The 21629-nt window shown below is 38.7% G+C and carries 20 protein-coding genes; 7 read left to right on the top strand and 13 right to left on the bottom strand.

Annotated elements, in window-relative coordinates; genetic code table 11:
- The first annotated feature begins 41 nt into the window (after positions 1-41).
- Both F1560_RS04830 and F1560_RS04835 read left to right on the top strand, forming a co-directional pair.
- A complete protein-coding gene (locus F1560_RS04830; RefSeq protein ID WP_149473511.1) occupies positions 42-800 on the top strand; it encodes a polyphosphate polymerase domain-containing protein in 759 nt (252 codons plus the stop codon).
- Between the two features lies 1 nt (position 801).
- Complete coding sequence (locus tag F1560_RS04835) at positions 802-1470, top strand: DUF4956 domain-containing protein (protein ID WP_149473512.1); 669 nt, start codon at positions 802-804, stop codon at positions 1468-1470.
- 189 nt (positions 1471-1659) lie between these two features.
- Here F1560_RS04835 and F1560_RS04840 read toward each other — a convergent pair whose 3' ends face one another.
- The 5 genes from F1560_RS04840 to F1560_RS04860 form a co-directional block, all read right to left on the bottom strand.
- A complete protein-coding gene (locus F1560_RS04840; protein WP_149473513.1) occupies positions 1660-3696 on the bottom strand; it encodes a TRAP transporter permease in 2037 nt (678 codons plus the stop codon).
- Positions 3693-4166, bottom strand: coding sequence for a DUF1850 domain-containing protein (locus F1560_RS04845; protein WP_187773630.1), 474 nt, complete (start codon positions 4164-4166; stop codon positions 3693-3695). Before F1560_RS04845 ends, F1560_RS04840 begins: the two co-directional genes overlap by 4 nt.
- A complete protein-coding gene (locus tag F1560_RS04850) occupies positions 4156-5133 on the bottom strand; it encodes a TAXI family TRAP transporter solute-binding subunit (protein ID WP_149473515.1) in 978 nt (325 codons plus the stop codon). Before F1560_RS04850 ends, F1560_RS04845 begins: the two co-directional genes overlap by 11 nt.
- Before the next feature lie 348 nt (positions 5134-5481).
- Positions 5482-7035 carry a BCCT family transporter gene (locus F1560_RS04855; RefSeq protein ID WP_149473516.1) on the bottom strand — a complete coding sequence of 518 codons (1554 nt, stop codon included), beginning with the start codon at positions 7033-7035 and terminating at the stop codon, positions 5482-5484.
- A gap of 611 nt (positions 7036-7646) precedes the next feature.
- On the bottom strand, positions 7647-8465 hold the full coding sequence (locus F1560_RS04860; protein ID WP_149473517.1) for a squalene/phytoene synthase family protein: 819 nt from the start codon (positions 8463-8465) through the stop codon (positions 7647-7649).
- Positions 8466-8934: 469 nt separating this feature from the next.
- Here F1560_RS04860 and F1560_RS04865 point away from each other — a divergent pair, with 469 nt between their 5' ends.
- A complete protein-coding gene (locus tag F1560_RS04865; RefSeq protein WP_149473518.1) occupies positions 8935-10089 on the top strand; it encodes an MFS transporter in 1155 nt (384 codons plus the stop codon).
- 82 nt (positions 10090-10171) lie between these two features.
- On the opposite strand, the gene F1560_RS04870 is transcribed toward F1560_RS04865, so the two are convergent.
- The gene (locus F1560_RS04870; protein WP_149473519.1) at positions 10172-10558 is read right to left on the bottom strand and encodes an SLAP domain-containing protein; all 387 of its coding nucleotides are present in this window, start codon (positions 10556-10558) and stop codon (positions 10172-10174) included.
- A gap of 51 nt (positions 10559-10609) precedes the next feature.
- Positions 10610-11083 carry a hypothetical protein gene (locus F1560_RS04875; protein WP_149473520.1) on the bottom strand — a complete coding sequence of 158 codons (474 nt, stop codon included), beginning with the start codon at positions 11081-11083 and terminating at the stop codon, positions 10610-10612.
- Positions 11084-11214: 131 nt separating this feature from the next.
- On the opposite strand from F1560_RS04875, the gene F1560_RS04880 reads away from it, so the two are divergent.
- On the top strand, positions 11215-12387 hold the full coding sequence (locus tag F1560_RS04880) for an alanyl-tRNA editing protein (protein WP_149473521.1): 1173 nt from the start codon (positions 11215-11217) through the stop codon (positions 12385-12387).
- Between the two features lie 160 nt (positions 12388-12547).
- Here the strand turns inward: F1560_RS04880 and F1560_RS04885 are convergent, their stop codons facing one another.
- On the bottom strand, positions 12548-13108 hold the full coding sequence (locus tag F1560_RS04885; RefSeq protein ID WP_149473522.1) for a hypothetical protein: 561 nt from the start codon (positions 13106-13108) through the stop codon (positions 12548-12550).
- 58 nt (positions 13109-13166) lie between these two features.
- Entirely contained in the window at positions 13167-13325 is a 159-nt protein-coding gene (locus F1560_RS22045) for a hypothetical protein (RefSeq protein WP_187773631.1), read from the bottom strand.
- A 257-nt stretch (positions 13326-13582) separates the two neighbouring features.
- Between F1560_RS22045 and F1560_RS04890 the strand changes: the two genes are divergently transcribed.
- The 3 genes from F1560_RS04890 to thrB are packed head-to-tail and all read left to right on the top strand — an operon-like array spanning position 13583 to position 16820.
- Positions 13583-14884, top strand: a complete 1302-nt coding sequence (locus F1560_RS04890; protein ID WP_149473523.1) for a homoserine dehydrogenase — start codon at positions 13583-13585, stop codon at positions 14882-14884.
- Entirely contained in the window at positions 14881-15942 is a 1062-nt protein-coding gene (gene thrC / locus F1560_RS04895; protein ID WP_149473524.1) for a threonine synthase, read from the top strand. Before F1560_RS04890 ends, thrC begins: the two co-directional genes overlap by 4 nt.
- Positions 15939-16820, top strand: coding sequence for a homoserine kinase (gene thrB, locus F1560_RS04900; RefSeq protein ID WP_149473525.1), 882 nt, complete (start codon positions 15939-15941; stop codon positions 16818-16820). The genes thrC and thrB overlap by 4 nt, the downstream gene beginning before the upstream one ends.
- 83 nt (positions 16821-16903) lie before the next feature.
- Here the strand turns inward: thrB and F1560_RS04905 are convergent, their stop codons facing one another.
- From F1560_RS04905 to F1560_RS22285, 4 genes are all read right to left on the bottom strand, one after another.
- Positions 16904-17752, bottom strand: a complete 849-nt coding sequence (locus tag F1560_RS04905) for an MBL fold metallo-hydrolase (RefSeq protein ID WP_149473526.1) — start codon at positions 17750-17752, stop codon at positions 16904-16906.
- A 126-nt stretch (positions 17753-17878) separates the two neighbouring features.
- Entirely contained in the window at positions 17879-19474 is a 1596-nt protein-coding gene (locus tag F1560_RS04910) for a glutathione ABC transporter substrate-binding protein (protein WP_149473527.1), read from the bottom strand.
- Between the two features lie 26 nt (positions 19475-19500).
- Positions 19501-21294, bottom strand: a complete 1794-nt coding sequence (locus tag F1560_RS04915; protein WP_149473528.1) for a S9 family peptidase — start codon at positions 21292-21294, stop codon at positions 19501-19503.
- 106 nt (positions 21295-21400) lie between these two features.
- Positions 21401-21629: hypothetical protein (locus tag F1560_RS22285; protein WP_223116397.1), on the bottom strand; the 229-nt coding region annotated here is incomplete at its 5' end.

A 21629-nucleotide genomic window follows, 5' to 3' on the forward strand; every position in this document is an offset into this window, starting at 1 on the left:
TAGAGGTTGTTCACGTACTTTTAGTAAGGAGGATGTAACATATGGCAATTGAAATTTTTAGAAGGAAAGAGCAAAAGTATTTAATTACAACTGCGCAATATGAAGAATTAATTCAGCAAATCTCACCTTACATGCGACCTGACAAGTTTGGTGAGAATGGGAAGTACACGGTTACTAGCCTATACTTCGAGAGTGATGATCACAAAATTTACTTCGAAACAAAGAACAAACTGAAGTATCGGCAAAAGCTTCGTTTACGGATCTACGATGATACCGACATTCACGGGACTGCGTTTTTTGAAGTAAAACAAAAGCATAAAAAAGTCGTCAATAAAAGACGGATGCTGCTCCCATTATCCGAAGCTTACCGTTATATCAATCGACAGGAGCATAGTCTAGATAATTATGAGGGCTCGAATATACAAGTACTTCGTGAAATTGATTATTTCCGCAACTTATATAACTTAGAACCCGAAATGGTCGTTAGTTATGATCGCCATGCACTGCATTGTATAACGGACCCCGATTTGCGGATCACCTTTGATTTTAACCTGCGATGCAGAAATGATGATCTTTCTTTGGAAAACGGTGCATATGGCGAGAATTTCATTGACTCCGATCTCGTTGTACTCGAAGTAAAAGTGAATGACAGTGTTCCACTATGGCTCACTCGCATCTTACAATATCTAAATTGCGAACAAAGAAGTGCATCAAAATTTTGTACCAGTCTGGAATTGTTAAAAAATCCAACACTTCCAAATGGAGCAGTTAAAGAAAATGTAACAGTAGGAGGAATTTAAAATGGAGACATTATTTCAAATTAACGGCAATGAATCGACTATTTTCATGAGTCTATTAGCGATGGCAATCGCAACTATCTTGAGTATTGTTATTACAAAAGTATATCAAATCACATTTACGGGGGATCGATACTCCCAGAATTTTGTCCATACAATTATTATTATGAGTGTTGTTGTATCCGTTGTTATGAATGTTGTGAGCGGAAATGCTGGGGTTGCATTTGGATTATTCGCTGTATTTTCTTTAATTCGTTTTAGAAGCGCGGTTACAGATGCGAAGGATATTGCCTATATCTTCTTTGGGCTATCGGTCGGCATGACGAGTGGTCTCTATCAATTTGATTTGGCGATTATTTTAACGTTTTTTGCTAGTATCTTATTTTACTTGCTTTATAAATTTGAATATGGAAAAGGAAAAGATACACAAATTTTAAAAGTGACCGTCCCGGAAAACCTGAATCATGAAAATCTGCTTGATGATGTTTTTCAGCAGTTTACGATTAGCCATTCCTTACGTCAGGTTGAGACAACGAATCTGGGCACGATGATTATGTACACCTACGCTATCCGCAGTAGAAATGAAGCGAATGACAAAGACTTACTTGACCGGATTCGAGAGAAGAATGCGAATCTAAAGGTTTCCCTAACGTATATGGAAAATCAAGACTAAATTAAAAATACACGTCAGCTCGATTGACGTGTATTCATTCGTCTAGAATATATTGTAATTCCCATCCATCCTATTCACCACGCAATGCTTCAACTGGTTGTATCTGAATTAATGAAGTGACGGGACCTCAAACAAAAGCCCAAGTTCTGTTTACTAAACTTGGGCTTAGAAGCTTTTGGCGTGATTTCTTTATCCTGAATGAGTTTTGTTCCCTTGCGAAAGAGCAGCTGGAGGCTCTTTTTTACTTTGGATATAGTTTAATAGATAAATCGCAATAATAATTGTGTATCCAATTATATCGGTAATCAATTCCGGGACGATCAAAAGTAATGAACCGATCCCAAGTATCAGCCGAGTTATGACGCTTAAGTGTGTTTTAATATACCCCTCAACTGCAGCACTAATTGCAATTACTGCTACGGAAGAGCTGATAAGAACGACAATGATATCTGGTATCGCTGCAAACGGAAATTCTGTTGCATTGGCCGGCAATCCAGTTGGATCAATCAAGAGCATTGCGGGTGCATAAACAAATATGAACGGAACGATGAACCCTGCTATGGATAACCTCAGCGATATAAAACCAGTTTTCATCGGGTCGCCTCCTGCCAGTCCAGAGGCAGCAAAGGAGGCCAATGCAACAGGTGGCGTGATGTTGGCAAAAATACCAAAATAGAATACAAACAAATGAGCAATTAAAATTGGAACATCAAACGCTGCAAGAGCAGGAGCAGCCATTGTAGCCGTAATAATATAGGCTGGAATGGATGGCAAGCCCATTCCTAAAACAATCGAGGCAAGCATGGTTAAGATTAACGTTAGCATCAATGAACCAGCACCAAGACTAGTAATTGCAGAGGTCAATGTTGCTCCAAAACCGGTTAAGTTAACGACACCAATAACAATACCAACAACACCACAGGCGATAATCGTCGATAGCGCTTGTCTCGTTCCAGTTTCTAATGCCACCAGAATATCTTTAACATTCATTCTGGTATGTTTTCTAAACCAAGATACAATGACGGTGACAACTATTGTATAAAAAGCAGCATAAGAAACAGGTACACCAGAAAAGAGCATAATAATCAACGTAATTAGTGGTATCGTTAAATGCCAGCCTTCCTTCAATACTTTCTTTACTTGAGGAAGATCAGCTTTTGGTAAGCCTCTTAAGTTTGCACGTCCGGCACGGTAATGAACCTGCATGATACTACTTAAGAAAAATAACAGTGCTGGAATGATTGCAGAAAGAGCTATCGTTCCATACGATATACCGGTTGTTTCTGCCATAATAAATGCACTTGCTCCCATAATAGGAGGTAAAATTTGTCCACCTATCGAGGAACTGGCTTCAACAGCTCCTGAAAAGTTTTTATCATAACCAATTTTTTTCATTAAAGGTATTGTAAATGCACCTGTACTAACAACATTCCCAACAGCAGAACCGTTGACCGAACCCATAAAGGCACTTGAAATAACAGCTACCTTCGCTGGTCCACCTTGTTTATGACCGGCTAACGCAAGGGCCAGATCATTGAAAAATTGTCCCATTCCTGATTTTGCTAGGAATGCCCCAAATAAAATAAACAGGAAAATAAATTGTACGGAGGCACCAATAGCCGTAGAAAAAAGGCCTTCTGTTTTCGTATAAAGTTGACCGAAAATGTCGGCTAAATCAAAGGGTCTTGTTAATAACATCCTCGGAAGCCAATCCTGATGACTAAAGAAAGGATACATGAGGAATAGCAATGCTAATATAGGTAAAACCCAACCTGTAACTCGGCGTGCAGCTTCAAATACTAAGGTTACGGTCAAGATTGCCATCATAATATCCGTCGTACTCGCCATCCCGCCTCGTGTTGTTACAATATCCTGATAGACAACAAACAAATAAGTACAAGAGGCGATACTTAGTCCAAAAAGAATCCAATCATAAAAAGGTATCTTCGTACGGTCTTGCTTTTTAAACGTTGGATAGAGTAGAAACACCATTGCCAACCCAAACATTAAATGAAAATTACGTTGCAGAAGGGTAGGTAGCGGGTTAAACGTAATATATAAATGAAATAAGGCATAACCAATCGCTAGAATGCTAAAAAACCACACAATACCCTTGTTGTTCCATTTTCGTACATTCGATTCCAAATCGAACTTTTCGAGTACCTTTTGTACTTGCTCTTGTGAAATCTCAGGATCGGCTGTTGGATTCAACTTATCATCTTTCATAAAAAATCACCCCTTATGTATTCCCAAATAGGTAAATTCCGTGTTTTCATAATGACATTTTCGTATTGATCAAAATATCGGTATAAAGGTACTTCGCGACCACTGAAAAACAGCGTGGTTTGTACATATTTAGAAATTGTTAAATTTAATTCCTCATAATCAATATGGACTTCCATATTAATAAAACCATTCTCAGTTGAAGTTTCCTTTGCCTGATAAGGTGTTCCAGCACCATATGTTTTAAAATGCGTTTCTGTTAAAAGGATTTTCCGATCTTGCCTTTGATACCTTTCAAACCATTCTTCTTTTTCAATCGAATGAATCCAACCTAAAACAAACTCATCATCATTTATAAAAAAAGAGGTATTATCACCTGCTACTTCGATGACAGGAATACGATAGAACAGAAGAAAAGAGAGCACGATTAGAAACGCGCTCCCAATCCAGATTCGTTTTTTCTTATTGCTCATTAAAGTATTTTTCCGCTCCTGGATGTAATGGCGCAATAAGTCCCTCTTGAGCATTTTCTAATGAAATATCAGCTGCTGCTTGATGAGAGTTAACTAATGTATCTAGACTTTCAAAGAATGTTTTTGTTAATTGATAAACATCTTCTTCACTTAAATCACTACGTACAACTAGAGCATTTGGCACGGCTGCAGTCGGAATAGGTTCAGCATTATCATACATATCAGCAGGGATTTCAAGTGCTACAAAATATGGATGTTCTTCTGCAATTTCTGTGATATTTTCTTCATTTACTTGTACTAATGTAATATCTAGTGTTTCAGATAACTCTAATACGGAAGCATTTGGAAGACCACTTGTTAAAAAGGCTGCATCAATCCTTCCTGCAGTTAAACCATCAGATGCTTCAGCATAGCCAAGGTAGTCTACTTGCAAGTCGTCATATGTAATGCCGTGTCCATTCAATAATGCTCGGGCATTTAATTCCACTCCAGACCCTTGGTCACCAACAGCAATTCGTTTGCCTACTAAATCTTCAATTGTTTCAATTCCAGCATCTGTACGAGCAACGATTTGAACCACATTCGGATACAGGTTTGCAATTTGCGAAATCCCTTCTAATGGTTCTGGGAAACTCGCTTCTCCATTTAAAGCCTGGCTCACTGCGTCACTCATCACAAAGGCCATTTCTACTTTACCGTCCGCCATTAAGTTTAAGTTTTCAGCAGAAGCCCCTGTTGTTTGTGTTCGTGAGTTGACATCAAACGTTGTTGTATAGATGTCTGCAAGCGTTGTAGCAATAATGTTATATGGTCCCGATGCACCACCTGTAGCGATCGTAAGGATATTTGTCTCTAGTCCAGCGGCGTCTTCATCTCCTTGGTTTTCAGTCGTTCCCTCGTCCCCACAAGCAACAAGGACAATTGATAATAGACCAACACAAAGTAAAACAATCCACTTATTTCGCATGTAAATCCCCTTTCATAATATATTAAAGCGTTTTCATTATAATATTTTAACACTATTTAGTCAATTTTAATATGTCTATTTTATTTAAATAGTGTAATATTTCTTTTAAATTTAAATATAGAGGAATATTTTAGAGTATGGGTCGTGGGAGAGCAGTATAGTAAGAATTCAAAACGATTTTCCGGTTAAATATTAGTATTGAGTACCTATTAGCCCCTAATTTCCGACATGATTCTGGAAGTGATAGCCCCCCCAAAACATTAAGGTTTCCTTAAACGTTTATGGAAAACAGAACTAAAAATATAGGCCATCCAACTCCCCATACAGGAAAGCTAAATGGCCTATTCGTTATTTATCTGTTTTATCTACTTTTTTTCTCATTTCACGTTGCCAGATGAGTCCTTGCTCTAATGCCATTTTCTTTGCTATCCTTGGGGCATTCCACAATGGTGGCAATAATAAAAAGGAAACCGGAACTGCTGTTATAACAATTGAATTCTGAATCGATGCAATACTATCCTCACCAATCGATAGAATTGCTACAGTAGTTGCACCGAAGATCATTGCCCAGAAAACACGTAACCAGCGTTTTGGATTATCATTTCCCTCTAGCGTAGCAGCTACAGTATAAGCCATCGTATCGGCTGTTGTTGCAACAAAGATAATCGCTACAACCAAAAAGCATAAACCCATTAAGGTTCCCAATGGGAGTTGATCGGTAATGGCCATTACTGCGGCGGGCATTCCACCCTCGTTTAAAGCAGTCGAGACGGAGCCAGTATTTTTGTTCTCAAAGAATACTCCTGTCCCACCTACAACCGAAAACCAGAAGTTATTAACTAATGGAGCAACAATTGATACAGCTATAATTAATTCTCTAATAGTTCTTCCACGAGATATCCTGCTAAAAAATACAATCAGCATAGGAGCGTAACCGATAAACCATCCCCAGAAGAATATCGTCCATACTGAAAGCCAGCCCTCTTCCCCACGATACATGCTCATCATGAAGAAGTTTTGCAGATGAAATCCAGTGCCCCCTACAAATGCATCAATAATAAACGTTGTAGGGCCAACAACGAGTATTACAACTGCTAAGAAAATCGTAAATTTGACATTCCAATTGGTTAAATAATAAATCCCTCGATCCACCCCTGTAGCAGCTGAAATCGCAGCAATCAGTACAAGAACCAACACAACAATAATGCTTACAGTTAACGTGTTTGGAACATCGAATAAATGATTAAACCCGTAAGATATTTGTAATCCTAAGAATCCAATCGGTCCCAGTGTACCAGCAACTGTTGCAATAATGGAAAAGATATCAGCCGATGAACCAAGCACGCTTTTATGATATATTTTTTCACCAAAAATCGGATATAGCAATCCTCTAGGCTTCAGTGGTAACCCTCTATTATAATGTACATACATCATCACGATAACCGAAAGCGTACCTAGAATTGCCCACGCAGTAAATCCCCAATGCATAAAGGATTGAGCAAATGCAGCATTCATATTATTAAACTCCCCACCGCCGGCTAATGGGGGAGTATTCATATAATGATACATCGGTTCAGCAGCAGCCCAAAATACGCCACCACTTGCCAACAAAGAAAGTAAAATCATAGAAACCCAGCCAAAATAGCTATATTTTGGTTTATCCTGTTTACCTAATTTAACTTTCCCATACCTTGAGATCGCTAACCCTAGTCCAATGAAAAAGTTTCCAAGCAATAATAACTGCCAATATGCACCGAAAAGGTCTGATGAATATGCAAATAATGTATTCACCGCACTATCAACCATCTCATTATCATATAGCGATAATAAGATAAATAGAATCAGAAATCCGCCACTTCCAATAAATACTGGCCAATCTAATTTCTTCTTTTTTGAATCCACGTTTTCCTCCTAATATTGTTAGGAACAAGTGTCTATAATATAGTAGTCCGTTTTGTCATTAAAGACCGTTGGATGGAATTTGATTTCAATCCCTAATGTCTATCTACAAGAACAACCAATGACGAGTATTCCACCAACTTGCTCAAATTTTTAACACAGTTTAACATTATAGGTATGATTCATGAATTATGCAAATAATATTAACTAGTGTTTATTCACGACAACTAGTAAATTTATTTTACCTTCCAACACTTTTTTTATTCATTTTCAATAACCATATACACGATGAGCTAAGTGCGATAACGGTAAATAATATTTATTATTCATGAAAAAACCGAAGAATTATCTGAAAGAAAACAGAAAAAACTTCGGTTTATAAAACATTCATCTCATTCACGGAGTGACAGGCACCACCAAACTAAATTCCCCACTATTCATAACGCAATGCTTCAACTGGCTGTAACTTTGAAGCTTTCATGGACGGCAGTAGACTTGGTATTTGTCAACGACCTGGTTGCACACTTATGTAACTAACAAACAATTATACTTCCCAATAAAAAAAGAATGACAACAAGTATATTGCTGCTTGTTGTCATTCTTTTAATAAATCACTATTCATTTATAATCTCTTCTACAGTAGATTCAACTTCCGCACGAGTCATTTTTTCCTTACCGCTCTTCAATGCTTTGAGCGTTCGCTTCGCCAAGGATAAAGGAATCTTACAAAACAGCGTAATATTTTTCGTTTCAATTTGCCTCATATAAGAATCCGCTTTTGCGAGGTTACCCTCTGCATAACGAAACATATCTTCCCGACTCCACCCATCTGGGAAAAATCGCACACCACGTTCGGCATCTTCATCTTTATTACGCAAAATATTGACCGCTTGAAGACCTCGGCCATAGCCAATTGCTAATTCTCGATCCGTTTCTGTGCCATCATACCATCTCCAAATGTCAGAGAGCATGACACCAACTAAACCAGCTACATAATATGTATAGTCATCTAAATCTTCTTTCGTTTTTACTTCCCATTCTTTTACAACCCATTTTGCCATTCCTTCAGCCATTTCACTCGTTGATTCTTTTACTTTATCAACAATCTCAGCCGGACAAAACTCAATCCAGTCGCCAAGTCTTAGGGTCACTTCAGGCAATTCTGCTTTATAAGGCTCTACCAATGCTTCATAAGCCTGTGAATCGAACTCTTTTTGTAACAAATTGCTTGTTTCTAATAGCAATCGTTGTTTTATTTCAGCATCCAATTGCTCATGATCCTCTATCTCATCGATTGCACGCATACAAAGATAGGCAGACCCAACTGTTTTCCGTAATGTTGGATTCAATAATTTAATCGGTATATAAAACGTTCTGCTAGTAAGCTTTAATACGCGCATTGCTTCTTTGTCCAACCTTGTTTGACCACTCAACAACTTCTCCTCCTTTAACCAATACGAGGTACCATAAGTATAACAAACCCAATGGGGACTGTCACTCTTCGTTAATATGAAGAGTGTTTTCTGAGGCACAAAAGCGGAAGCGCCCGGTTAGCAACGTACGGACTGCGCCCCAAACTTTAGGATGGTTCGACGGGTTGAACATTCCTACGCAGGAGATAAAGGAAACATGCCCCAAAAAAGGGATACTATTATTTCCTCTTGCAGTGATGTCGAATAGAAGCTACTATAGTACTATTGTATTTTTTCACGCATTAACTGGCTATAATACCCCACCTTTAAATGTGAGAAAATCGAAAACATGAAATTTGGGTAGGCCCTGTGTCATACTCTTGTGGTATAAACATCCTGTAAATTCCTGATTCTGTTCAACTATCATTCCTTAGGTAGAAAGGGAGTTCCCAGAGAATGAAGTTTCACTTTATAAGAGAGGCGTAAACATATGGATAAACGAGTATATTTATTAACGATCGTTTCCTTTGTCGTAGGAATGGTCGAATTAATTATAGGTGGTATATTGGATTTGGTTGCAGCTAGCTTAGATGTTAGCGTTGGACAGGCTGGACTATTAATCACGATATTTTCACTTGTTTTTGCAATTTCTTCACCGATATTATTATTTCTAACAGCAAGGATTGAAAGAAAGAAATTGACTTTGATTACACTGTTTATTTTCTTTTTAAGTAATGTCCTTGCTGTCTTCAGCCCTGTTTATAGTGTTCTATTTATAAGCAGGATAATTTCAGCCGCTAGTGCATCTTTACTAATTGTATTATGTGTGACAATGGCTTCAACGATTGTCGAGCCACAATATCGCGGGCGTGCAATTGGGATTGTGAATATGGGCGTTAGTGGGTCACTTGTTCTTGGTATCCCGTTTGGATTAATGCTCGGGAATGCATTTGGATGGCGCGCCCCATTTATTATGATTGCAATCCTAACATTATGTTCAATGGCGGGTGTCTATTTCTTCATGAAACAGATAAAGCCTGGCCAGGGAGCGGTTTCCATCGGGCAACAGCTAAATACATTGAAAAACAGTAAGGTACTACTTGCACATACCACTACATTTCTTGTATTAGCAGGACATACAACCCTATATGCTTATCTCACTCCATTTGCACAAGTAACAATGGGGCTAGAAGGTCTGTGGATTAGTATTGTTTACTTAGTGTTCGGTGTTGCAGCAGTTAGTGGTGGAGCAATTGGTGGATCTTCTGCAGATCTCTTCGGCACGAAGCGAACGATTCTTTCCGTCATTATCATCTTTGTCATTGCGATCATCGCAGTACCATTCACGACGTTCTTCGTACCATTTTTCTTTTTTATCATGATTATATGGGGAAGCATGAGCTGGGCAATCACACCGCCAATGCAGAGCTATTTAATTGAGCTATCACCAAAAAATTCGGATATTCTAATCAGCTTAAATAATTCATCGCTGCATCTTGGTATTGCCGTTGGATCATTTATCGGCAGTATTGTCGTAGACCGAGTAAGCATTGAGTATAATGCGATTGTCGGAGGCGTTATCATCGCACTTGGACTTGTTACTGCATTGCTCGCAACAAGACGTGACACTGCTGCTTCTCAATAATAAAAGTAAGCCCAGAAACATGCAATAAGCTGTTTCTGGGCTTTTCAAATAGAAGTGCAAGATCGACTTCTCAGCATTTTCATCAAAAAGCATTGATAAATTCTAATCTCCCATCCTCTAGCGTCGGCGGAGCCTTCATGCTTTCAACTGGAAAGATAAACGCCCACGGCATACTTGTTTCTGCCTCTAGTGTTAGCGCTGGGATGGTAAATTCATGTGCAGCAAGAACGTCATTATGTTCGATATAGAGAATCGTTTCCTTGGAAAAAGAAAACTGGTTAACTGTGAAATTATGGACAAGAACGGTCACCAATAATTCGCCTTTATAATTCATCGCCTGCCATAATGGCGTAAATGCTACTGCCTGATTACCAGATAAACTCGTTTCCTGAAAAATAGCCTCAATTTTCTCACGATCTATACTCGGTAAAGCCTTATCCCACGAAGCTTCATATTCTAGCGTTTGCATATTCTCTCACCACTTTATTAGGTATCTGCACTACGAAGCTTTGCTGGTTAACTACTTTATATAAAGTAGAAAAGCATAGCTAGACGACCCTTGCTCCCAGTTTGCAAAAACTTCGTAGATAACATTCCCTTTGTATTCAGATAGATTTATTTTATCATAAACTGCCAGCACATTATGATTAGCATCCCAAATTTTTACTTTATAATCTGTAGGTTCCATTTCAAAGTCCAGTGTTATTTCCGTATCTTCATCCACTTCTATCGGATTTTTGTCACTTACGATTTCGCCTGGAGGCATGGAGTCTGCTTCCACAAAAACAGTCGTGCCGTCTATATTTTCATATGACCAACTATAACCTCCTTGGGCAACAGTGAACGAATCCTCTTCAACTGTTAAGGTTAGCTGTGGTGGTGTTTTAAATTGATTTGCTTCTTCTATATTTCCTGTCTCTTTCTCCGTATACTTAGTCGAGCATCCGATTACTATGAATAAGGATAATACCAAAATCAGGAACATACGAAACATTTTGATCATCCCCCTTCTTCCTTTAGTCGATTTATAAGGGGAGAGAGTTACAGGATATGTGAGGATTAATGGTATAATGAAAACAATTACGCACCATCCGTATACACGATGATAAATGAAAGGAACGACTTATGCCATCAAAACTTTATTACAAATCACCCTATACAGCGATATGGAATACAAACATAAATCAAACGATCGAGCGCAATGGAGATTTATATATCATTTTAGAGGAAACGGCATTTTACCCTCAAGGAGGCGGCCAGCCAAGCGATTTAGGGAGCATCAATGGAGTACCTGTTTTGGATGTTTTTACAGAAGAAAACGATATCTTACATAAAGTTGAACAGCTACCAGATAAGATCCAGGAAGTAACTTGTACACTAGACTGGCAAAGACGATTCGATCATATGCAGCAGCATAGCGGACAGCATTTATTATCAGCAATTTTTAGGGAGCTTCTTCAAGCAAATACAATAAGCTTTCATCTAGGAACAGATGATGTAACGATTGATGTCGATCAGTCAACGATAACCAAAGAGCAGCTACAAGCAGTTGAATCGGAAGTCAATAAGCAGATCTCTCACAACCGTCCAATACAGTCCTATTTCGTTACCAATGAACAGATAAAGGAAATTCCGTTAGTGAAGTTGCCAAAAGTAACGGAGAATATCCGCATCGTTGAGATTGAGGGAATTGAATACAATGCATGTGGCGGCACACATGTATCTCGAACTGGCGAAATTGGGATGGTTAAATTATTTCATACTGAAAAACTAAAAGGAGGCACAAGAATTCATTTCAAATGCGGCTACCGTGCATTAGAGGAATTTAAAGAAACACTTCTAATTACGGACACGCTATCAAAAAAATTCAATACAGGTAAAAAAGATATCCTTGACCGTTTTGAGAAATGGGAGCAAGAGCATAGACAGATGCAATCACAGCTTACAGTGTTAAAAGAACAGCATGATATTTATCTGACTAAAGAGCTTCTTTCTAATGTAGAAGGAACTGTTCTAACCCATATTTTCTCGAGTAAGCCTTTCAAAGAAATCCAGAAACTAGCAGCCAAAATAGCAACAGAGCACCAGTTGACCGTTTTATTTGCTACGACCACAGAAAACAAAGTCATCCTAGCCCATAACGGTTCTGATACATTCTCATGTGGCGTGTTTTTCAAAGAACATCTTAAGGCATTTAATGGCAAGGGGGGTGGAAGTGCTCAATCTGCTCAGGCGGGATTTGCCTCGAGTGAGGAAGCTTTACAGTTCTATCATTTTGCTTCTAAAGAAATTTGCTAAACGCTGTATAAAATAAAAGGTCCCCCATTACTTTAGATTGATAAAGTAAGGGGGGACAGGTATCTTATTTCCTCAACTATTTTACAACAAATTGACTCGGCATTTCTTTTACTTACCGATTAATAGATGAATAGAACGATACTCATTGGAACCCTTATTATCAAAACAACAACTCTTCAATCACCTTACTCTCCATATCATACAAACGATACATACAATAGATCTGCGTCAAGAACTCCGGGGAAACTAAAAAGTCATTTGGGTGATCCATAATCTTAAATGTTACGATAAACGTAATCTCATTAAAACTGATAGCAGCATATTTCTTCTTATCTGATTTCAATATGAGGGATCCATCCCAATCTTGATAAGCTTCAAACTTCATCGATTGAATGGATCCTTTTATATGAAAATAAACGAAGGATGCCCATTTCACATCCTGAATATCATATACTTTATCCTCCTGATAATCGTATAAATGATAGCTATATCCTTCAAGACTTTTCCAACCTTGCTTCTTCACACTGATAGAAGTCTGCAGAGTTTCGTTCTCATCCTCAAATGCATAGAAAGACCCTTTTCGAACCGATTCATTTCTTACTTCATTATCATGCGTTCGAATGACTGCACCGATTTCCTGTCCATCTTTGTCATAAACAATCATTTTATGATTTTTGGAAAAGAAAAGAACATCCTTACACGTATATTTCAATGGTTGCATGCTTTATGCCTCCTTCTATCTCGTATATTTTTCAATACGATTAGAAGCATGAATAGTTTCATCTATATCGATTTTTTTTCCGCCAAAAAAGTAAACTGATTAAACCAAGCCCAAGTCCAATGGAGCTGCCGATTTCTACATACCCAATGAAATACCCAACAGTAATTCCAATTACTAAACAGATGATAAATATAGCCCCTACAATCGATTCACTCATGTTACCCCCTCCTCATCATCGGGTGATTTATATTAGTTTATTGCTCCGTCTTCATTTTTGTTCATATGTACAAGAATGTTATAGTAGTTACATGAATTCTAACTGCTTTCGTATGGTTTGTTCATTAAACACCCTTTGAAAACGCTTCACCTGAATTGTTCAAAAATTCGCTATTGCTATACTTTAGTATTCGTGTTTAAATGAATTAAATATACAATTTTTTTCTTCTATAGAAGGATTAACTACGAGGTGATTATATGAGTGAGAAAGTAACTGTTGGCCTTTTAGGTTTAGGGGTTGTTGGTTCTGGTGTCATCAAACTAATTGAAAACCACCAACAAAAACTTGCACATCAATTAGGCTGTAATGTACAAGTTAAACGTGTATTAGTTCGAGATTTGGATAAATCCCGTGATGTTGACATAGAGGAAGACCTTCTTACAACGAATCCGGATGATGTCTTAAATGATCCAGATATCGATGTTATTGTAGAAGTAATGGGAGGAGTTAATGAAGCAAAGGATTATATTCTAAAAGCATTCACTTCTAAGAAACATGTCGTTTCAGCAAATAAAGACCTTGTAGCATTGCATGGTCCAGAACTGCAAGATGCTGCTACACACAATAAATGTGACTTCTATTATGAAGCTAGTGTAGCTGGTGGAATCCCAATTTTACGTGGAATCGTTGACGGGCTTTCATCTGATCGCATTCAAAAAGTAATGGGAATTGTAAATGGTACAACCAATTACATATTAACGCAAATGGATAGTGAAGGTGTTAGCTATGAGAATGCATTAAAAGAAGCGCAAGAGCTTGGCTTTGCTGAAGCAGACCCTACCTCTGATGTCGAGGGGCTTGATGCTGCTAGAAAGATGGCGATTCTTGGAAGACTTGCATTTTCAACGCCAGTAGATCTCGAGGATGTTGAAGTATCTGGGATCAAAGGGATTGAATTAGAAGATTTACAGTATGGGGACCAACTTGGTTATACCATGAAGTTAATCGGCTATGCAAATTTTGATAATCATGAGCTTGAGATCAATGTACAGCCTACATTGCTTGCAAAAAGTCACCCACTTGCAGCTGTTAAAAATGAATTTAATGCTGTTTATGTATATGGGGATGCTGTTGGTGAGACAATGTTCTATGGTCCTGGAGCAGGCAGTTTACCGACAGCAACCGCTATCGTTTCCGATGTTGTCACAGTTATCAAAAATATGCGTTTAGGTGTAACTGGGAATCAGTTTGTTGAACCACATTTCAAAAAAGAATTGAAGACATCTGATAAACGTTATGCACAGTACTATGTACGACTTTTCGCAAAAGACGAAGCTGGTGTTTTCTCAACCATTTCAGCTCTATTCCATGACCAGGATATTAGCTTTAAGCGTATTTTACAAACTCCTGTTAACAAAGGAGAAGTAGCTGAGATTATTTTCATCACACACCAAACATCACTTGAAAACTTCCAACAAGCATTAGAAAAACTTGAAAGTCTAGACGCTGTTTTGGAAGTAAAAAGCTATTACAAAGTTGAAGGAGATGCTATTTCATGAGCTGGCAAGGACTTCTAAGTCATTACAAAGCATATTTACCAGTTACCGATCAGACACCTGCGCTCACTCTGCATGAAGGGAATACACCACTTATTCATTTCCCGACACTGTCAGAGGAATTAGGAATTGAATTATACGGAAAAGTAGAAGGAGCTAACCCGACCGGGTCATTTAAAGATAGAGGAATGGTTGTAGCAGTAGCAAAAGCAATCGAAGAAGGAAGCAAGTCGATTATTTGTGCATCTACTGGGAACACTTCTGCAGCAGCGGCAGCCTATGCCGCACGTGCCGGAATCCGTGCAATCATCGTTATTCCAAAGGGAAAGGTTGCACTTGGCAAACTAGCTCAAGCTGTTATGTACGGTGCAGAAATTGTAGAAATTGATGGAAACTTTGATGAAGCATTGCAAATGGTGCGAAAGGTAAGTGAAAAAGCACCTGTTACATTGGTGAATTCTGTCAACCCTTTTCGTTTGGAAGGTCAAAAAACCGCAGCATTCGAGGTCTGTGACCAGCTCGGAGCTGCTCCAGATATCCTTGCAATTCCAGTCGGTAACGCAGGAAACATCAGTGCATACTGGAAAGGCTTTAAAGAATATAACGAGAAAAAGCAAACCGGTCTACCACAAATGTTTGGATTTGAAGCAGAAGGTGCTGCAGCTATCGTTCAAAATAAAGTCATTACGAATCCAGAGACAGTCGCTACGGCAATTCGGATTGGTAATCCTGCTAGCTGGGAACTTGCAGTAAATGCAAAAGAGGAATCAGGTGGAATGATTCATTCCGTGACCGATGAAGAGATCCTTCAAGCGTTTAAATTATTACCGAGCAAGGAAGGTATTTTTGCAGAACCAGGATCTTGTGCATCCATCGCGGGTGTCATCCAGCAATGCAAGCAAGGAACGATTAAAAAAGGAAGCAAAGTTGTCGCTGTCTTAACCGGAAATGGATTAAAAGATCCGCAAACAGCCATTGACCAATTGGAAATAAATCCAGTTTCCTTAGAAAACGATGAAGCTGCTGTTATGAATTATATTGAAGAGCTGGTCAATCGATGAGACCGTTTCGTATTTCTGTACCAGCAAGTTCAGCAAATATCGGCCCTGGATTCGACTCCATGGGGCTTGCAGTAAATCTATACTTGACATTGGAAGTAACACAATCAGAGAAGTGGGAGTTTAACTCCCCTTCTCTTACTTCTAATGATAACGTTGAGGAACATTTTATCTACCAGATTGCAAAAAAAATAGCAGAACGACATCATTCAACGTTACCTACTTGTAAAATAACCGAAACCAGTGATATTCCCCTCGCACGTGGATTAGGAAGTAGCGCATCGGCAATTCTCGCCGGGATTGAACTTGCGAACCAAGCTTGTGAGCTTCATTTAAGTGCTGAAGATAAACTCCAGTATGGAACAGAAATCGAAGGTCATCCAGACAATATCGCACCAGCACTTTTTGGTGGCCTTATTATTTCGACCTTAACAGACAATGAAATTAATTGGCTTCAAGCACCAGCATTAGATGTTGATCTGGTTATCTATATTCCCGATGTTGAGCTGAAGACAGAAGCAGCAAGACAGGTTCTTCCAGATTCTTATTCAAGAGACCACGCAGCAACAGCTAGTGGAATTAGTAACCTCGTTGTCGCCGCTTTATTATCAAGTGATTACAAGCTTGCTGGAAAAATGATGGAACAAGACATGTTCCATGAATCGTATCGTTCAGAACTTATTCCGAACTATGATCTGATACGTAAAGAGGCAAAATCACATGGTGCGTACGGAACTGTCATAAGTGGTGCTGGACCAACAATGATTTCTTTTGCTCCGAAAGGTGGAGGACAAACAGTAGCTGAACCACTACAAGCATTGCTTCCGAATTACCGAGTGGGCGTATTGGAGATTGATATGCAAGGGTTAACAGTTGAATAATCAATAAAAAGGAGAAGTAAATAAATGCTTCTCCTTTTTGTCTTTGAATAGAAATAGATAATGGGAATTACAGTGGCAACACGTTACGCATACCCATTCACAAAGTAACCGATAATCTCAAAATCATCTTCCGTTAATTCACGCCGGAATCGTGAAGACATCTCTTTTACAATTGCCCCCTGATCCCCTTTATGTTTCTTTGTTAATTCGGCACTTGTTTTTAATAATGTAGCAAACCTTGCGAATTCATCCTTTGTTAGAGGTGCCGGATGATGGGATAAGAAAAAGACTTCTGCATCATAGCTTTCTATCTTCTCTAAAAGCTTGCTCATCTTTTCAATGGTATAATGCCATTTCTCTGCGTACATATTTGCATAGAGACAGTCCCCAAGAAATAGCGCTTTTTCCTCCTGTATATAAATGAGATTAGAATCAGGGGAATGATCTCCACCGGCGTGCTCTACGGTACAAGTCACACCTCCAAGATTCACTTGCATTCGCTTTTCAAAAATAAGAACGGGATCTGGGATGATAATCTCTCGCTGGCTTCCGAGCTCTAGCTTGATCGCATCCGCACAAAATGGAATTTCAATTCCTGCCTCTACACGCTCATCCAATTCCTTATCTTCCCATGACAACTTCTGTAATTCTTTTACTTGATCATAGGTCATGGAATTAGCGATGGTTGGCATGTCCATTTCACGCAAGCCAAATACATGATCCCAGTGCCAATGTGTAAGAGCCAAAACATCTCCAGTGATATGATAGCTAGCTAGTTGTTCCTTAAACAGTTGTGCATGACTAGATGAGTTTCCAGCATCAATCAACAATGTCTGATTATCCCCCGCAATAGCTGCTAAAATTGGACGATCTGTCTTTTGATATGCAGGTAGGTAAAAGAGGCGATCGGAAAGTTTTTGTAATGTTTGCATGTATTCGTACTCCTTCTAGCTAGTTGTATGGTTCATTATAACCTATTTATTGTGGTGACAAAACACGCTTCAACATATAACACTAAAAAAACAGGCTGGCGGAATCCTCCACCAGCCTTTAAAAGTCTACCCTTCAATATATACATCTTTAAGAAGCAAAAATTTTGTAGGTAACATCGATAATCCTTTAACTTCCTCACGTAGCCCTGATAAATAATCCTTATGCATCAAATAATTCATTGGGGCTAATTCAACAAGTAACTCTTGTGCTTGTTTATATAATTCTATACGTTCGGATTCATCCGTAGTTTGACGTGCCTCTTCTAATATGGAATCTAACTCCTCATTATCAAGGAATGTTCTATTTCCAGGAGGTCCCATGTTATCGGAATGGAATAGTGGATATAATCCGTTATCCGCATCTGCAGTTCCATTCGACCATCCTAAAATGAACATATCATGCTCACCTTCACCAATTTGTTCTAAATAAGCCCCCCATTCGAATACCTCAATATCTACATCGACTCCAATTTCAGATAGCTGGGACTGTACATTTGTTGCAATATCCATTCGTTCTCGCGTTTCATTTGTCCAAATTGATGTGGAGAATCCATCTTCGTAACCTGCTTCAGCCAATAAATCCTTTGCTTCTTCCACATTAAATGCGATACCTTCTAAATTTTCATCATAGCCAAATACATTTGGCGCAATTGGCCCTACTGCAGGTAAAGCATATCCATCAGTGATACCTTTAACAATTACTTCTTTATCGATTGCCATTGTAAGAGCCTGACGAACACGTTCATCATTAAATGGTTCTTTTTCTGTATTAAAACCAAGGTAGTCTAACGAAACACTTCCTTGCTGTAGCATAGCTAATCCTTCCGTTGACTCAATTTGTCCCACATCTGAAGGGCTTAATTGGTTCGTAACATGCGAATCTCCTGTATTCAGTTCAGCAATACGAGTAAGGTCTTCAGGAACAACCTTAAATGTGACCGAATCTAGCAATGCTGTTCCATCCCAATAATCTTCATTTTTAACTAAGCGGATATATTGACCAGGACTCCACTCATCAAATTTAAAATAGCCTGTCCCAATTGGTCTTTCATTAATGACACTTCCTGGTTCTGCCCCTTCTTCCATCGCTGCATAATCTGCTTCAATTTGCTCCAAGGAAATCATTGCTCCAGCTGAATGCGCTAAATGTGCTGGCAGTCCTGAAAACGGATATGCTGTCTTTATTTGTACCGTATAATCATCAATAACAATTACTTCATCAATCATATCGAGCAAATAAGCTGTAGGAGCTGACACGTCTTCATCAATAATACGCTCAATATTCGCCTTTACTACCTCCGCATTAAACCCGGTTCCATCATGGAAGGTTACTCCCTCTTGAAGCTTAAATTCCCATGTTGTATCATCAACCGCTTCCCAGCTTGTTGCAAGGCTCGGCTCCAATCCCATATTCTCATCGTGCTTAATTAATTTTTCAAAAATATTAAATTGGATGTCGAACGATGGAACATCATTTGCTCCAGCTGGATCTAATGAGATTGCGTCAGATACCGTGGCAATAACTAAATCCCCACCATGCTGTTTCCCATCATTTTCTGTACCACCCGCTTCATCTGGCTCACTAGCACAGCCTGCGAGAACGATACTTATAAGTGTTATAGCAATAAATGTGTACAGCCAATTTCTCGATATTCTTTTCATAACTGTTCCCCCAGTATAATTGACGTCTATTGCAAATGCTTTTTCATAAACGCAACGATTTTCGTATTCATTTCAATTTGGTTTTTTATATTTTCTGTTTGATGGCCTTCGTCTTCAAAAACAATAAGCTCCACTTCTTTTCCTTGTTTCTCTAAATCCCGAGTCAATTGCTCTGCCTCACTAACAGGTACTCTCGTATCATTTCTTCCATGGAAGATAAGCAATGGTGTTGTAATTTTATCTGTATGATTTAATGGAGCAATCTCCTCGAAAAAGTCTACATCCTCTTTCAATGAACCGTATTCTTTCTCTCTTAATCGTCTACGCCAAGGACCTGTATTTTCAAGGAAAGTTTTAAAATGTGAGATACCAACAATATCTACAGCCGCCGCCCACAATTCAGGATATTGCGTAATTGCCGCTAATACCATAAAACCTCCATAGCTGCGTCCCATAATGGCAATTTTTTCAGGATCAGCCCCGTGCTCTCTAGTAAGGTCTTCTACCAGCCATTTTAAATCGGCGACAGCATCCATTCGTTTGCGCACATCATCTAATTGTACGTACTTCCTTCCATAGCCCATACTGCCGCGTACATTTGGTGCAACTACTGCATAGCCTTGAGCTGCTAGAAATTGTATGACAGGATTATATTCGTTTCTAATCTGACTCTCCGGACCTCCATGCACATAAATCATGACAGGCTGTGCATGTTCCTTCTTACCATAAAGGAAATAAGGTACTTCAAGTCCATCAAAGGAGGAATAATGGCATAATTCCGGCTCTACCCATAAATGGTTAATATCTTTATTTTCGCCTACATATGTAAGCCGCTTCGTATTTTTCTCCTTCAAGTCTGCTGACCATAGATCACCTGGTAGAATTGCACTTTTTATTTCGATGACAAGTTCTACATCATCCATCCATGATAAAGAGCTGTATACACCAGATGGCAATCCTGTCACTTCAAATATTGCTTTATCTTTTAAATGATAAATTTGAAGTCTTGAAATTCCGCCTTCATTTATCGTATACGCAAGTAATTTTTCATCGGGAGATAATTTTATTTCCTCAATATCCCATTTTTCAAATTGTGCAAGTTGTTCTAATTCACTAGGATTATCGAATGTAAAGGAATGAATAGCTAACGTATCACGGCCTTCATCTGTTACAAGATAGCCCCTTTCTCCATCCTTTGTTAGTTGAATCGAATGATATCTTGCATTTATATCTTTCTTACCAATCTTCGTCATTTCTTTTGTTTCTATGTCAATTATATATAGGGAGTTATCTATGTTTGTTTCCGCTATGCTTAAAATTAATCCTTTCCCATCCTTCGTCCAACAAACAGGATTACAATTTCCATCATACGGATACACTACTTCCTCCTTCTTTGTTGCAATATCCAAAATATACACATCAAAATAACCTGGATGTCTGCGGTTACTGGAGAAAGTGATTTTTGTTTCATCTGGCGACCAGCCGCCAAAGTGATGAAAATGCTCTTTTGAGACAACAAGCTCCTCTACTGATGCTCCTTGTTCGCTGATTAAGTAAAATTGCTGTTTCTCATCCCCATTAGTATCTGATCCTATTATCATTTTAGTCCCAGATGGAGAATGATTTACAGTGAGCGCTCTGTCTGGCAGCTCGATAAATTGTTGAACCTCGGATGTTTGGCCATCCCATTTCCAAACCTGTGGTAATCCAGTTTTATTGGTTAGAAATGTAATTGATTGTTGACCTGGAATTACAGATGGCTCATAAGCTCGGTATGACTTTAAATAAGAAAGTAATGTTTCCTCAGATGTTGCCGCCATTTTTCATTCCTCCTCTTTTATTATTCGAACATTTCTTACAAATATTGATTGTAACAAAAAATTATATAGTATTTATTTTCAGAAATCAATAGGGAAAATTGTATATTTATAGTGTTTGATGTGTAGAAGCGAGGGTTCCTTTCATGATGTTTGTTGTTTGCTCACTATCGAATTTAAGGTTAATACGGTCCAATTTAGGATAAATATGATCCAAACTCGAGTAAATACGATCCAAAACCAAATTACATAGCCAAAATCGAGTAGAGGGGAAAATTAAATAACTTTCCGCCCCTCTCACACCACCGTACGTACGGTTCCGTATACGGCGGTTCAAT

The organism is Oceanobacillus polygoni, assembly GCF_008304605.1.
GTDB lineage: Bacteria > Bacillota > Bacilli > Bacillales > Amphibacillaceae > Oceanobacillus > Oceanobacillus polygoni.